General features: G+C 72.9%; 12 protein-coding genes. 7 read left to right on the top strand and 5 right to left on the bottom strand.

The genetic code is table 11. The features are described from left to right. Positions 1 to 10 precede the first annotated feature (10 nt). A complete protein-coding gene (locus I3V78_RS38460) occupies positions 11 to 832 on the top strand; it encodes an SIR2 family NAD-dependent protein deacylase (protein WP_204496143.1) in 822 nt (273 codons plus the stop codon). Here the strand turns inward: I3V78_RS38460 and I3V78_RS38455 are convergent. Next, positions 825 to 1790 carry a COX15/CtaA family protein gene (locus I3V78_RS38455; RefSeq protein WP_204496141.1) on the bottom strand — a complete coding sequence of 322 codons (966 nt, stop codon included), beginning with the start codon at positions 1788 to 1790 and terminating at the stop codon, positions 825 to 827. The genes I3V78_RS38460 and I3V78_RS38455 overlap by 8 nt on opposite strands. Before the next feature lie 314 nt (positions 1791 to 2104). On the opposite strand from I3V78_RS38455, the gene I3V78_RS38450 reads away from it, so the two are divergent. Further along, positions 2105 to 3346, top strand: coding sequence for a hypothetical protein (locus I3V78_RS38450; protein WP_204496138.1), 1242 nt, complete (start codon positions 2105 to 2107; stop codon positions 3344 to 3346). Here I3V78_RS38450 and I3V78_RS38445 read toward each other — a convergent pair. Then, positions 3318 to 4688 carry an NAD-dependent succinate-semialdehyde dehydrogenase gene (locus I3V78_RS38445; protein ID WP_204496136.1) on the bottom strand — a complete coding sequence of 457 codons (1371 nt, stop codon included), beginning with the start codon at positions 4686 to 4688 and terminating at the stop codon, positions 3318 to 3320. The genes I3V78_RS38450 and I3V78_RS38445 overlap by 29 nt on opposite strands. A gap of 383 nt (positions 4689 to 5071) precedes the next feature. Here I3V78_RS38445 and I3V78_RS38440 point away from each other — a divergent pair, with 383 nt between their 5' ends. Next, positions 5072 to 6499, top strand: a complete 1428-nt coding sequence (locus tag I3V78_RS38440) for a hypothetical protein (RefSeq protein WP_204496131.1) — start codon at positions 5072 to 5074, stop codon at positions 6497 to 6499. Between the two features lie 79 nt (positions 6500 to 6578). After that, positions 6579 to 7277 (top strand): methyltransferase domain-containing protein, encoded by a 699-nt coding sequence (locus I3V78_RS38435; RefSeq protein ID WP_204496130.1) that lies wholly within the window; start codon positions 6579 to 6581, stop codon positions 7275 to 7277. Between the two features lie 67 nt (positions 7278 to 7344). On the opposite strand, the gene I3V78_RS38430 is transcribed toward I3V78_RS38435, so the two are convergent. After that, positions 7345 to 7830: a DofA protein gene (locus tag I3V78_RS38430; protein ID WP_239577001.1), complete on the bottom strand. Its 486-nt coding sequence runs from the start codon at positions 7828 to 7830 to the stop codon at positions 7345 to 7347. A 263-nt stretch (positions 7831 to 8093) separates the two neighbouring features. Here I3V78_RS38430 and I3V78_RS38425 point away from each other — a divergent pair, with 263 nt between their 5' ends. From I3V78_RS38425 to I3V78_RS38415, 3 genes are all read left to right on the top strand, one after another. Further along, on the top strand, positions 8094 to 8831 hold the full coding sequence (locus I3V78_RS38425) for a phosphatase PAP2 family protein (RefSeq protein WP_204496129.1): 738 nt from the start codon (positions 8094 to 8096) through the stop codon (positions 8829 to 8831). Between the two features lie 102 nt (positions 8832 to 8933). Further along, positions 8934 to 9554, top strand: a complete 621-nt coding sequence (locus tag I3V78_RS38420; protein ID WP_204496955.1) for an acyltransferase — start codon at positions 8934 to 8936, stop codon at positions 9552 to 9554. A 183-nt stretch (positions 9555 to 9737) separates the two neighbouring features. Next, positions 9738 to 10919, top strand: coding sequence for a two-component system sensor histidine kinase NtrB (locus I3V78_RS38415; RefSeq protein WP_204496128.1), 1182 nt, complete (start codon positions 9738 to 9740; stop codon positions 10917 to 10919). An 18-nt stretch (positions 10920 to 10937) separates the two neighbouring features. On the opposite strand, the gene I3V78_RS38410 is transcribed toward I3V78_RS38415, so the two are convergent. Both I3V78_RS38410 and I3V78_RS38405 read right to left on the bottom strand, forming a co-directional pair. After that, positions 10938 to 11783, bottom strand: coding sequence for a hypothetical protein (locus I3V78_RS38410; protein ID WP_239576999.1), 846 nt, complete (start codon positions 11781 to 11783; stop codon positions 10938 to 10940). A gap of 121 nt (positions 11784 to 11904) precedes the next feature. After that, positions 11905 to 13212, bottom strand: a complete 1308-nt coding sequence (locus tag I3V78_RS38405) for a serine/threonine-protein kinase (RefSeq protein WP_204496127.1) — start codon at positions 13210 to 13212, stop codon at positions 11905 to 11907. Between the last annotated feature and the right edge of the window lie 228 nt (positions 13213 to 13440).

Below are 13440 nucleotides of genomic sequence, written 5' to 3'. Positions count from 1 at the left end.
GGATGGGCGGATGCACGAGGAACTGCAGCGGGCCGCCGACGTCCTGCGCTCGGCCAAGGCATTGCTCATCGGGGCCGGGGCCGGCATGGGCGTGGACTCGGGCCTGCCCGACTTCCGGGGCACCGAGGGCTTCTGGAAGGCCTACCCCGCCTATGCCCGGCTGGGGCTGGACTTCCCCGCCATGGCCAACCCCCAGTGGTTCGAGACGGATCCCGCGTTCGCCTGGGGCTTCTACGGCCACCGGCTGGGGCTCTACCGCGCCACCGCGCCCCACGCGGGCTTCGCGCTCTTGCGCGCCTGGGCCGAGCGCATGCCCCACGGCGCCTTCGTCTTCACCTCCAACGTGGACGGGCAGTTCCAGCGGGCGGGCTTCCCCGAGGAGCGCGTGCTGGAGATCCACGGCTCCATCCACCACACCCAGTGCCTGGGGCCGTGCGAGGAGGTGGGCTCGGCGGCGGCCTACAACGTGGACGTGGACCCGGAGGACTTCCGCGCGCGGGGGCCCTTGCCGGCGTGTCCCCGGTGCGGCTCGCTCGTGCGGCCCAACATCCTCATGTTCGGGGACGGCTACTGGGACGACTCGCGCAGCCAGGTGCAGGAGGGGCGGCTGGAAAAGTGGCTGTCCGAGGTGGAGCCCGGCGCGCTGGCGGTGGTGGAGTGCGGCGCGGGCACGGCCATTCCCTCGGTGCGGCGCTTCTGCGAGCACGCGGCGGCGCGGCTGGGCACGCTCATCCGCATCAACGTGCGCGAGCCCGAGGCGCCGCGCGGGGCCATCTCCCTGCCCCAGCGGGCGCTGGAGGCCCTGAGCGCCCTGGACGTCGCGCTCAGGTGAGCGCGGGCTGCACGCGCGGCTTCACGTCCGCGCGCGGCGCGCCCCGGGCGAGCCCCGCCGCGCTCAGGCGCACGAGGACGATCCACACCAGGTCGGCGAGCAACAGGTGCACGAGCTGCATCCACACGGGCGCGAGCAGCACCACGTTCACCGTGCCCGCCACGAGCTGCAGGCCATAGAGGATGCCCAGTTGCAGGGCCGCGCGTCGCACCGCGGGCGAGGGCCGCAGCCGCGCCACCATGGTCGCGGAGAACACCACGCCCGCGCCCACGAGCGCCGCGAGCACCGGGTGCAGCACCCGCAGGCGCAGGAGCACGTGCGCCGTGGGGGACACGTCCTGCGCCAGGCCATGCGCCAGGCTCTGGGCGGGGTAGAGCGTGTCGCCCAGGGCCGCGATGGCGCCGCTCACCCCCAGCACCAGCACTCCCGACAGGCTCCCCACGAGCAGCGCGCCCGTGAGCCCCTGGCGCCGCCAGCTCAGCCGCTCGTGGTCCCCCGCCCACCAGGCCGTCAGCGCCTGGGCGCCCACCAGCAGGAAGGTGTTGAACAGGTGCACCGCCATCCAGAAGGCCCGGGCGAGCGACTCGTTGCCCGCCACCATCTTGAAGAGCACCAGCCCCGCGCCCACCGCGGCCTCCGTCAGCATGAAGACGAGCGAGAACACCGCCGCCTTGCGCACCGGGTGGCCCTTGCCGTGTGCCCGCAGGGCCCACACGCACAGCACCACCGCGAACACCAGCGCCAGCCCGCTCGTGAGCCGGTGCGTGTACTCGATGAGCGTCTGCAGGGTGGGGGCGCGCGGCACCACCTCGCCGTTGCACACCGGCCAGTGGTCCCCACACCCGGCGCCCGAGCCCGTGGCGCGCACGAAGGCGCCCCACAGCACCACGGCCAGGGTGTAGGCGAGCGTGAACCAACTGAAGACGCGGAAGGCACGGGAGGACGGGGTGGCACTCATCGCGCCTTCCTCCCTAGCGCAAATCCCCTCGTCCCGCCCCCGTTCCGACCCGCCCGCCCCCTTGCTCGCCACTGACCGCTAGCGAACAGCCCCGTTGGAAAATTGTAATTGCCTTGGAAAGAAGACCGGTCTATAGGTGGCCGCCATCACGGCTTTCAAAGGCTGGACGCTTCGGCGTTCGGAGCGCCCGTGGGTCGGGGACCCCCCCAACTCGGCCCGCGGGCGTTTTTTTTCGCCCGTGCCCTCCTGGACGCTCCGGGAGCGGGTGACGTGGCGCGCACGGCCCCGGCGCACTAGGGTTTGCGGCAGACGCCATGGCTCCGACCCCCCCGCCCGACTCCCCCCTGCAGAAGCACCTGCAGCGCATGATGTCCGCGCTGGACGCGCTCGCCGAGTGGCCCGAGCAGCACGCCCGGCGGATGGAGGAGTGGGAGCGGCACGAGGCCCAGGAGCGCGCGCGCTGGGGGCCCCGCGAGGAGGCCCGGGCGGAGCGCGCGGCGCGGCGCGTCGAGGCCGAGGCGGAGCAGGCGGCCCGGCACTGGGAGCGCTGGGCGGAGAAGCGCGCGGGGGAGGTGGAGCACTGGATGCGCGGCCACATCCCCAAGGTGGAGAAGTGGGCCACGCGCGTGGAGCGCAAGCACCGGCGCAAGGAGCTGCGGCGCGAGCAGCGCGAGGCCCGGCGCGAGCGCGAGCGGCTGCGCAAGGAGCGGCTGCGCGAGGCGGCCGAGGCCAACCCCATCCAGGGCGCGGTGTTCGCCGTGACGGCGCTGGTGCTCGCGGGCATGGCGCTGCTCACCCCCCACTGGTGGCTCATCTTCGTGGCGCTCGGCATGGCCTCGTCGGCGGCGAGCACGTTCGGCAAGGCGAAGGCGCGGGCCCAGCTCGCCGCGCGCGAGGCCGCGTCCGCCGGGGCCCTCGCGTCCGGCGAGGCGCCGCGGGAGGCCGGGCCCGAGGCACGGGAGGCGGCCGGGCAGGCGCCGCGCGCGCCGGAGGATCCCCGCCGGGCCCGGGTGGACGCGCTGTGCGACAAGCTGCTCGCGGAGCTGCGCGCGGGCCCGGCCATCCTGCGGGACGTGGTGCACCAGCCGGAGCAGACGGTGGAGGGGCTGCGCCAGAGCTGCCACGAGCTGGCGCGGCGGGAGCGGGAGCTGCGCGCGCTGAGCCCCTCCGAGGAGGAGCGCCGCCTGGAGGAGGAGCGCGCGCGGCTGGCCGAGCGCGTGGCGTCCGAGCGGGACGAGGTGGTGCGCGAGCGGCTGGGCAAGGTGCTGCGGCTCTTGGACGAGCAGCGCGGCCAGCGCGCGGAGCTGGCCACGTCCGCCGCGCGGCTGGAGGCCGAGCACATGCGCCTGTACTACACGCTGGAGAGCCTCTACACCCAGGTGCTGCGGGTGCGCTCGGCGGACGCGGCCAGCGTGGACGTGGCGGGCGCCGGCCTGCGCCAGAGCGTGGAGCAGCTCGGCCTGGAGATGGAGGCGGTGGCCAGCGCCGTGGAGGAGGTCAACGGCGCGGGCCCCTCGCGCCAGCGCCCTACGCCGCCGTCACGCGTACCGTCTTGACGTTGACGAACTCGAGCAGGCCGTGGCGCGCGAGCTCGCGGCCATGGCCCGAGTGCTTCACCCCGCCGAAGGGCAGCCGCGGGTCGCTCGCCACCATGCCGTTGAGGGCCACCGTGCCCGTCTCCAGCCCCTCGATGAAGCGCCGCTGCTCGGCCCCGTCCCGCGTCCACACGCTCGCGCCCAGGCCGTAGGGCGTGTCGTTGGCCAGCCGCAGCGCGTCCTCGGTGTCCCGGGCCTGGAAGAGCACCGCCACCGGGCCGAACAGCTCCTCGCGGTGGGCGGGGCTGCCCGGGGGCGGCTGGGCGAGCACCGTGGGCGGGTACCAGAAGCCGGGCCCCTCGGGCTTCTCACCCCCGAGCAGCAGCCGCGCCCCGGCCGCCACGCTGCGCGCCACCTGGTCGTGCAGCCCGTCGCGGATGTGCGCGAGCGCCAGCGGCCCCAGCTCCGTGTCCGGCGCCGAGGGGTCTCCCACCACCACGCGCCGCATGCGCTCGACGAAGCGGCGCTCGAACTCGGGGTAGATGGCCGCGGGGGCGATGAAGCGCTTGGCGGCGATGCACGACTGGCCGTTGTTGAGCAGCCGCGCCTTCACCGCCGTCTCCACCGCCGCGTCCAGGTCGGCGCTCGGCAGCACCACGAAGGGATCGCTCCCGCCCAGCTCCAGCACCACCTTCTTGAGCTGGCCCCCCGCGCGCGCCCCCACGTCCCTCCCGGCCCCCTCGCTCCCGGTGAGCGTCACCGCCTTGACGCGCGGGTCCTCGATGAGCCGGCGCACCCCGTCCACCTCCACGAACAGCGTCTGGAAGGCCCCCTCGGGAAAGCCCGCGCGCAGGAACAGGTCCTCCAGGGCCAGCGCGCACCCGGGCACGCTGGGGGCGTGCTTGAGCAGGCCCACGTTGCCGGCCATGAGCGCCGGCGCGGCGAAGCGCACCACCTGCCAGAAGGGGAAGTTCCACGGCATGATGGCCAACACAGGCCCGAGCGGCTCGTGGCGCACCCAGCCCGTGTCCTCCCCCAGGTCCACCGGCTCGTCCGCCAGGAAGCGCTCGGCGTGGGTCGCGTAGTAGCGGCAGGTGGCGGCGCACTTCTGGGCCTCGGCGCGCGCGGCCCCGAGCGGCTTGCCCATCTCCCGCGTCATCAACCGCCCGAAGTGCTCGGCCTCCGCCTCCAGCAGCTCGCCCGCCCGCTCCATCCACCGGGCACGCTGGGCCACGGGCGTCCCCCGGAGCACCCGGAAGGTGTCCTCCGCACGCATGAGTCTTGCCTCCACGTCCTCCTGGGAATGCGGGGTCTGGGTGCTCAGGGTCTGTCCGGTACGGGGATCCACGGTGGCGAAGGGCATGGCGTCTCCTTCCCGCAGGGGGGGTGGGGCAATCTGGTCCGGGTGGCGGGGGACGACAAGCCAGGCGCTCCGTCCGCTGCTCGCCTTTTCCCGGGAATACAGGTCTTCTCCCCATTGTCCTGAGTGGCGGTTCCATGCTTCACTGGTGAAGCAGCGGGTTTCATTTTTGAACCATCAAAGCAGTTCCCTCTGAAAACCAGGATTTCTATTGTTTAGTGAGAGCACCCTGTTTCACCCGTGACGGTCGGATTCAGGGTGTTTTCCAATGATTTCCGCAGGTTGAGGAGTTGGCTCGAATCCTGCTTTGTTTTCACCCGGTTGGAACGAGGGGTTGGCAGTAGGCTTGCTTCTGGGTTCCAGCATCTCTTTTTCTAGAGGATTTCATGCGCTTCAACATCCGCCACCTCCTGCCCCTGGTCCTGATGACGTTTGGATGTGGTGCCGAGAGCCTGCCGCCGGAGACGCCCGTCGACGCGGCCGACGTGGGCACGCTGGGGGGGCAGCACCAGTCGATGCGGGAGGTGACGCAGGGCAGCCAGGCGCTCCTGTCGGGGCTCGCCGACGCGCGGCTGCTCACGGGCTTCGAGCGCGAGCAGATCATCGGGGACATCGCGCACTACAGCATCCGGGTGCAGGTGGGCCCCGGCGCCAACGACGTGGTGGTGCTGCACCGGGTGGTGCGCGAGTGGCTGCCGTGGCTGCCGGTGCGCGCGACGGACGGGGCGTTCTTCGTGCACGGCGACGCGTGGGACTTCCGCGGCGCGTTCATGGCCAGCACGCTCACCCAGACGGTGGCGCGCGATCACTCGGTGGCGGTGTACCTGGCGCAGCAGGGCATGGACGTGTGGGGCATCGACCTGCGCTGGACGCAGGTGCCCGAGGCCACCCAGGACTTCTCCTTCATGAAGAAGTGGAACCTGGGCACGCACGCGGCTGACGTGGGCGAGGGCCTGTCGCTGGCGCGCACCGTGCGCCAGCTCACGGGCAGCGGCAACGGGCAGCTCAACCTGGTGGGCTGGAGCCGCGGCGCGCAGGTGACGTACGCCTACATGAACGAGGAGGCGCGGCTGCCCAAGGGCCAGCGCCACGTGAGCGGCTTCATCCCGGTGGACCTGGGCGTGAAGTTCGGCCCCGAGGCGGCGCAGCAGCGCGAGTGGGCGTGCACGCGCGCCCAGGTGGGCGAGCTGCTCCTGGCCCAGGGCCAGTACGAGGGCAGCCTCTCCGGCCCCGGCGCGGGCGTCACCATCCGCTCGGTGGGTCAGGCCGCCATCAACCTGCCGGACATCACCGCCCCCACGCCGCTGCCGGCCCTGCCCTTCCGGCAGCTCGGCCGCCTGGTGGGTGCCGCCACGTTCTCCTTCCTCACGGACGCGGCGAACAACATCAACCCGAGCGTGCCCTTCTACCACTTCTCCGCCGGCCGCTTCGGCGCGGACGGGCTGCCCACGCTCCAGTACGTGAACGACCGGCAGTTCTTCGACTTCCTCGCCTCGGCGCACCCCTACCAGAGCTTCACGGAGATGGTGGAGGGCGAGCAGCTCCTGTGCGGCAAGAAGGACCTGCCCTACGACGACCACCTCAAGGACGTGAAGGTGCCCGTGCTGTACGTGGGCGCCGCGGGCGGCTTCGGCGCCTACGGGGTGCACTCGGTCAAGCAGGTGCTCGGCAGCAAGGACGTGTCCGTGCGGCTCGTGCAGCTCAACGCGGACGCGGGGCGCCTGGAGGACTTCGGCCACGCGGACCTGTGGCTGGGCAACAACGCCAAGGGCCTGGTCTGGGAGCCCATCTACAAGTGGATGAAGGCCCACTGAGCGGGCCCCACGCCGCTGGACACGGACATACATTGGCCCCGCGCTTCCGGGATGAGCCCGGACGACATCGAGGGCCGCCGTGGTCGACAACATCTGGAGTGACTTCGCCTGGAGCTATGACGCCATCTGCTCCCAGCTCAACTGCTACCGGCGGATGGCGGACAAGATCCTGCGCGACACCCAAGGGCTCGCGCACGTCATCGACGCCGGGTGTGGCACGGGGCTGGTGAGCCAGGCGCTGGTGCGGCGCGGCGCCCGCGTGACGGGCTTCGACAACAACCCGGGCATGCTCGCGGTGGCGCTGCGCAAGCAGGCCGAGTCCCCCGAGCCCGAGCGCGCGCGCTGGACGGTGCTCGAGGGGGACGTGCGCGTCTTTCCCGAGCGCGTCGAGGGCGGCGCGGATGCCGTGGTGCTCAACAACGTGCTCTTCTACGTGCGCGAGCCCGAGGCCGTGCTGCGCGAGAGCCTGGCTCACCTCAAGCCCGGCGGGCGCCTCATCTCCGCGGGGCCCCGGCGCCGGCCGGACCTCAAGAAGGTGATGGAGCAGTCCATCGAGGAGTGGAAGGCCGAGGGCCGCTGGGACGAGCCGCTGCAGAAGGCCACCGCCTACCACGTGGACCTCACGCGCCGGCTGGTGACGGACCCCAACGAGATGGTGACGTTCTTCGAGCCGGAGGCGCTCGTGGCGGAACTGCGGCGGCTGGGCTTCACGCGCGTGCTCGCGGCCGACCACGACGACTACTACGGCGAGAACTACTACGTCTGCATGGAGCGCTGACGCCTGGCGCGCGGGGGCGCGTGCTGTCTGCCCCCGCGTGCGCCATGTGGGTCGAGCCCGGGCGGCCTTAGTGGAACACGCCGAGCAGGCGCGCGTCATGGATGATGCGGTAGCCGTCCGCCTTGAGCCGGCTGGTGAGGAAGGGCGCGATGTCCTCGGGGGCCTTGTGCAGGCGCGCGTAGTTGCTGTCGTAGATGCGCGTGACGATGAGCTGCGCGGAGGCGATGATGCGCTGCAGGTTGTGCTGCAGCTCGTTGCCCTCCATGACCAGATGCAGCTCGCAGATGTACTTGCGGTGATCCTCCAGCATCTTGAAGAGCGCCTTGCGCTGCTCGCCGTTGGGCACGCGCGCCTTGGCGCCCGTGACGATGACCACGCACAGCTGCTGGCGGTGCGCCTCGTACGACTCGCGGAAGCGCAAGGTCACCATCTGGATCTCCTGGGGGCTGGGCGGCTGCTCCCAGCGGATGAAGAAGACCCGGTTGATGAGCGCCGTCTTGAAGTTGATCGGAGCGACGGGAACGGTGGTGGTGGTGGTAGCGGTGGCGAACATGTGACCCTCACTCCGGGACTGAGGCCGAGCGGAAGGCCCGACACACGGTGTCGAGCGGCTGGCGTGCCCGGCACGGCGACGACAGGCAGGGCCAATCTGGGGTGCCCCCCGTCCATCCCCAAGGCCTACACCCCTTCTCGGCGCCTCCAAGCCCGCGTCGCCCCCCCGTCGTGTTCGCTGGTGCACGCCCCGGCTGTCGCCTCCCCGACGCTTCCCACCCCCAGGCTTCCCCGCCAGGGGGGAGCGCCTAGGGTGCTGTGGGCATGCGACCCACGCCCCCCGAGTTCCTGGGCCGCCTCCGCACCCGCGAGGCCGGCGAGCTGCTGAGCCTGCTCTTCGTGCTGGGCGTGCTGGGCGTGGGCTTCCTCGTGCTGTCGGATGAGGTGCGCGAGCGCTCCACCCAGACGTTCGACGAGCAGGTGCTGCGCTCGCTGCGGGACCCCAACGCGCCGGGCCGGCCCCGGGGCCCCGCGTGGCTGGCGGAGGCGGCGCGGGACGTGACGGCGCTGGGCAGCATGACGGTGCTCGCGCTGGTGGTGGTGACGGTGGGGGGCTTCCTCGCGCTGGTGCGGCGCTGGCGCACCCTGGCGCTGGTGCTCGCCTCCACGCTGGGCGGCGTGGGGGTCAACACGCTGCTCAAGGACGTGGTGGCGCGGCCGAGGCCCTCGGTGGTGCCGCACCTCACCGAGGTGCTCTCGGCGAGCTTCCCCAGCGGCCACGCGATGCTCTCGGCCATCGTGTACCTGACGCTGGCGGCGCTCCTGTCGGAGCTGGTGTCCTCGCGCTGGCACAAGGCGTACCTGGTGACGGTGGGCCTCGGGCTCACGCTGCTCATCGGCCTCACGCGCATGTACCTGGGGGTGCACTACCCCACGGACGTGCTGGGCGGGTGGATGGCGGGCCTGGGCTGGGCGCTCCTGTCCGGCCTGGTGGCGCGCGTGGCCCGGCGCAAGAGCCCGGGCCTGCGCGAGGAGGCCCGGGGCGACACCGCGCCGCCCTGAGCGCGTCGGGTCTCTCGTCGGGTCTCTTATGGTAGGCAGGGGCGCGTGGACGACTCCCTGGACGCCCGTCGGCGTGAGCAGCACAAGCTGCGCCTCTCCTGGATGCCGTGGCTCTACTTCACCCTCAAGCCCCGCCACCGGGCCTGGGCCGAGGCCTGGCAGCGCGAGGTCCAGGCGAGCCTGGCCGAGCTGGAGACGGTGGAGCTGCACGAGGGGTGCTTCATCTCCCCGGACGCCCGCCTGTTCGCCGAGCCGGGCCGGGCCATCCGCCTCACCGGCCCCGGGGTGAGCATCGCCGCGCACGTCTTCATGCACGGGCCGGTGGTGCTCGAGGCCGGGGTGAGCCTCAACGCCCGCGCGAGCCTGGACGGGGGCGCGGGGGGCATCCACATCGGCGAGGGCAGTCGCATCGCCACGGGCGCCACCCTGTATGCCTTCGATCACGGCATGGCGCCGGATCGGCCCGTGCGCGCCCAGCCCGTCACCTCCCGGGGCATCGTGCTGGGCAAGGACGTGTGGGTGGGCGCCAACGCCGGCATCACCGACGGCGTGCGCCTGGGGGATCACGCCGTGGTGGGCATGGGCGCCATCGTCACCCGGGACGTGCCCGCCTGGGCCATCGTCGCCGGCTCGCCCGCGCGGGTCATCGGCGATCGCCGCGAGCGTCCAGACTCCGGCTGGCGTCCCCCGGGGTGCTCACCACCAGACGATTCCCCTGACTGAAAGTGTCCCCTCCGCCGGGGATAGTCATCAATTCGTGGGAAAGCGGTTCCAAGACGCGGTGCGCGGATTGACGCTCCGCGCACCCCAGTCCTTATCTTCTCCCAGGACACAGATGACGAGGGCCCCCCATGGCGGAGCGCGCAGGGGTGGGGGAGTGGGGCGCCTCCGGGGGAGAAAGAGCCCATGGGATATCCACCGCTGTCGCACGCCACTTGGACCCCGGAGCAGGACGAGGTCGCGTCCGTGCGCCGTCCCCGCAACCTCGCGGCCAGTCCACGGCCGGGGCTGTCCGCGGACGCGCTGCGCTACCACTTCCTGGCCGAGCGGCTCAACGAGGTGGTGTTCCACCTGGACAGGCTGGGCCAGTTCACCTTCCTGGGCCCCACGTGGACGCCGCTCACGGGCCTGACGGTGGAGGACGAGCTGGGCCAGGCGCTCGTGGCGCGCGTGCACCCGGAGGACCGCGCGGGCGTGCAGGGCATGCTGGAGTCCATTGGCGCGCGGCTGCAGGCCTCGTTCCGGCTGGAGCTGCGGCTGCTCACGGCGCGCGAGCCGGTCTGGGTGGAGCTGGCGGCGTTCAGCTCGCCCACGGGCCAGGGCGAGGTGCTGGGCACGCTCACCGACATCACCGAGCGGCGCCAGCTCCAGGAGCGCCTGCGGGAGGCGGATCGCATGGCCACCCTGGGCATGCTGGTGCCGGGCTTCGCGCACGAGATGAACAACCCGCTGGCCTTCATGTCCGCCAACCTCGAGTACCTGGTGGCCCAGATGGGTCAGGCGGCCCGGGGCCCCGGGGCGCAGGCCGGGCAGGTGTCCCAGTGGCTGGAGGCCGTGGAGGAGATCCGCGAGGGCGCCGAGCGGCTGCGCCAGACCATCGGCCACCTGAGGGGCTTTCGCATCGAGCCGGGCCAGGGCCCGGTGGACGTGAACGCGGCGCTCGACACGGTGGGGCAACTGGTGTCCAGCGCGCTGCGCTCGCGCGGGCGGTTGGTGCGTGACTACGGGTCCCACGCGCTGGTGGCCGGCGGGGATGGTGCCCTGCGCCAGGCGCTGCTCAACCTGGTGCTGCACGCGGTGCTGTCCCTGCCCGAGGACGCGGACCCCGAGGAGCACGCGGTGCGGCTCGTCACCCGGGACGACGGTCAGGGCCACGTGGTGATCGAGGTGCACGACACCGGCCCGGGCCTCACGCCGGACGCGCTGGCGCAGGCCTTCGCGCCGCTGCCCGCGCACGAGTCCCACCGGCCCGGCCCGGCGCTCTCGGTGTGCCGGGACATCGTGCATGGGCTGGGCGGGCAGGTGTCCGTCACGTCCTCGCCGGGCCGGGGCACCTGCTTCCGCATGTCCCTGCCCGTGCTGTCCTGAGCGGCGCCCGGGCGCGGCTCAGCCGCAGGTGCCGTCCGCGTTGCAGCGCTTGTTGCACTTGACGCAGGCGTCGCCCCGCGCGCCGCACTTGTCCGTGGCGGTGCCCGCCTCGCAGGTGTTGCCCGCGCAGCAGCCGCCGGGGCAGGACTCGGCGGTGCAGCGGCAGGTGCCGCTCACGCACGCCTGGCCCCGGCCACACGCGGCGGAGTTGCCGCAGCGGCACATGCCCAGGGTGCAGCGGTCCGCGGTGAGCGGCGAGCACGCGGGGTTGGCGCCGCACACGCACACGCCCCGCTGATCGCACCCCGAGGCCCGGGCGGCGTCGCACGCCACGCAGGCGATGCCCCCCGTGCCACAGGTGTTGAAGGTGGACGGCGCGCACTGCCCCTGCACGCAGCAGCCCGTGCAGTCCAGGCAGAAGCTGCCATCCCCTCCGTCCGTGCCGCCGTCCGGGGGCGGGGTGTGCGTGGGCTCCAGCCGCACGCTCACGTCCACCTCGTAGCCGTCGCGCACCTCGGTGGCGCCCTCGCCCCGCGCCACCACCAGGCCGTCGCGCAGGCCCTCCAGGCCCACCTGGATGGGCACCCCGTTGGGGATGTCCCCGAGCAGCACCCGCAGCGTCTCCCCGCTGTGCAGCACCCGCTGCTGCTGCTCGGGGAGCACCTCGGGCCCGAAGCGCGTCTGCCCCGCCACGTCTCCCCAGATGCGCACCTGGGTGAGCAGGAGCGTGGGATCGAACTCCACCGTCACGTAGAGCGCCGTCCCGGAGGCCTTGGCCGGATCCCGGCAGGCCACCAGGAACCCCACGGCTCCCAGCAGCAGCAATTTCGAGCCCCAACGAAGCAGGTCTGGCACCGTGCGCATCATGACGGTCCCAGCGTAGCCCCGGCCCCCCGGGTGCGTCCTGTCCGCGCCCCCTGGGCGTGTGTCGAGTGACGCTCGGGGGGAGGGCAGTGATGGATAGCGGACGAATGGGCCCGGGTGCCTAGTGGGGCGGCGGCGCGGCGCGCGCGGGGCCCAGGCGCTGCAGCAGCTCCTGGAGCCGGGCGGAGGGCCGCACGAAGCGCAGCGCCACCCCGGAGGGCAGGCTCTGGGCGCGGGCCTGCACGGCGTCCACGTGGCGCATCACCTCGCCCACGCACTCCACCGCCTCGCCCCCCATCTGCAGGGAGAACTCCAGGTGCGTGCCCGGCGGCGGCGCGGGCTCGGCGCAGCTCATGATGAGGCCCTGGGCGTCCAGGCCCCCGCAGTGCACCACCAGGGGCGCGCACCCCTCGGCGTGCCGCACCCGGGCCACCCACGTGGGCGGGGGCGTGGGATCGTTCGGCTCGAGCCGCACCGGGTGGGCGGGGCCGCGCGGGCGCGAAGGGCGGGCCTCCACCCCGGGCGTCACCCGGGGCTGGGCGCGCACCGCCTGACCCAGGGCCTGTTTGAAGTCCGCGGCGCTCGCGAAGCGCTCCCAGGGCTGGCGCGCCAGGGCCCGGAGCAGCACGTGCGACAGGCTCTCGGGCACCCCGGGGCACAGCTCGTGGGGCGCGCGCGGGGGCGGGGGGCCGTGGGGCGCGAACACCCGCTGGGCCTGCTGGCCCCGCGAGAAGGGCAGCTGGCCGGTGACGAGCAGGTAGCCCGTCACCCCCAGCGCGTACACGTCCGAGCGCCCATCCACGGGCTCGCCCGCCCACTGCTCCGGCGCCATGTAGGCCGGCGTGCCGAAGACCTGGCCGCCCGGACCGAGCTCCCGGCTCGACGCCTCCGGGTGGGTGCGCGCCACCCCGAAGTCGAGCACCTTGAGCAGGGGCGCCTCGCCGGGCCGCTCCACCAGGAGCAGGTTGTCCGGCTTGAGATCGCGGTGCACCACGCCCGCGCGGTGCACGGCCTCCAGCGCGTCGCACGCCTGCGACAAGAGCCACACGAGCAGCCCGGGCTCCATGGGGCGCGGCATGCACGACAGGGGCGTGCCCTGCAGGTACTCCATGACGAAGTAGATGGGGCCCTCGCGCGCGTCGTCGATGTCGAAGATGCGCACGATGTGGGGGTGGCCGATGAGGTTCACCGTGCGCGCCTCGGCCGAGAAGCGCGCGCGCAGCGCGGCGTCCTGGGACAGCTCCGGGTGCAGCACCTTCACCGCCACCTGCGGGCCCCCGAGCCGCGGCTCGGCCAGGTACACCGAGCCCATGCCTCCACTGCCCAGGTGCTTGATGAGCCGGTAGTGCCCGAGCATCCGCCCGCGCAGGTCCACCCGCACCGGCTGGCCCTCCGCCCAGCTCGCCAGGGGATCCGTGGGCTCGGCCATGCCCCAGGTATCCAATGTGGTTTCCTCGAAACGATGCTCGCGGTCCATGAGCGCCTGGCGGTGAGAGATGAACGCCAGTGAACGGCTTGCAAGGTTCGTGCTATCCCTGGAATTCCGGGGCATGCGCCGCCCGCCCCGAATGACGGGGACTTGGCGTGTCCACGGCAGGACCCTTGGCCCCGGCGCCGCGCCGAGGTGAACAATTCGTTCAGACGGGGGGGCCGGGAA

The organism is Archangium primigenium (genome assembly GCF_016904885.1).
GTDB classification, from domain to species: Bacteria; Myxococcota; Myxococcia; order Myxococcales; family Myxococcaceae; genus Cystobacter; species Cystobacter primigenius.
Note: the sequence above shows the minus strand (reverse complement) of the source record. Positions and strands in the feature narration are given on the sequence as shown.

Coding starts and splice junctions, on each gene's coding strand:
- I3V78_RS38445 (WP_204496136.1), bottom strand. CDS start 4,688: ATGCCCTTCGCCACCGTGGATCCCCGTACCGGACAGACCCTGAGCACC.
- I3V78_RS38440 (WP_204496131.1), top strand. CDS start 5,072: ATGCGCTTCAACATCCGCCACCTCCTGCCCCTGGTCCTGATGACGTTT.
- I3V78_RS38430 (WP_239577001.1), bottom strand. CDS start 7,830: ATGTTCGCCACCGCTACCACCACCACCACCGTTCCCGTCGCTCCGATC.
- I3V78_RS38450 (WP_204496138.1), top strand. CDS start 2,105: ATGGCTCCGACCCCCCCGCCCGACTCCCCCCTGCAGAAGCACCTGCAG.
- I3V78_RS38460 (WP_204496143.1), top strand. CDS start 11: ATGCACGAGGAACTGCAGCGGGCCGCCGACGTCCTGCGCTCGGCCAAG.
- I3V78_RS38410 (WP_239576999.1), bottom strand. CDS start 11,783: ATGCGCACGGTGCCAGACCTGCTTCGTTGGGGCTCGAAATTGCTGCTG.
- I3V78_RS38405 (WP_204496127.1), bottom strand. CDS start 13,212: ATGGCCGAGCCCACGGATCCCCTGGCGAGCTGGGCGGAGGGCCAGCCG.
- I3V78_RS38420 (WP_204496955.1), top strand. CDS start 8,934: ATGCCGTGGCTCTACTTCACCCTCAAGCCCCGCCACCGGGCCTGGGCC.
- I3V78_RS38455 (WP_204496141.1), bottom strand. CDS start 1,790: ATGAGTGCCACCCCGTCCTCCCGTGCCTTCCGCGTCTTCAGTTGGTTC.
- I3V78_RS38425 (WP_204496129.1), top strand. CDS start 8,094: ATGCGACCCACGCCCCCCGAGTTCCTGGGCCGCCTCCGCACCCGCGAG.
- I3V78_RS38415 (WP_204496128.1), top strand. CDS start 9,738: ATGGGATATCCACCGCTGTCGCACGCCACTTGGACCCCGGAGCAGGAC.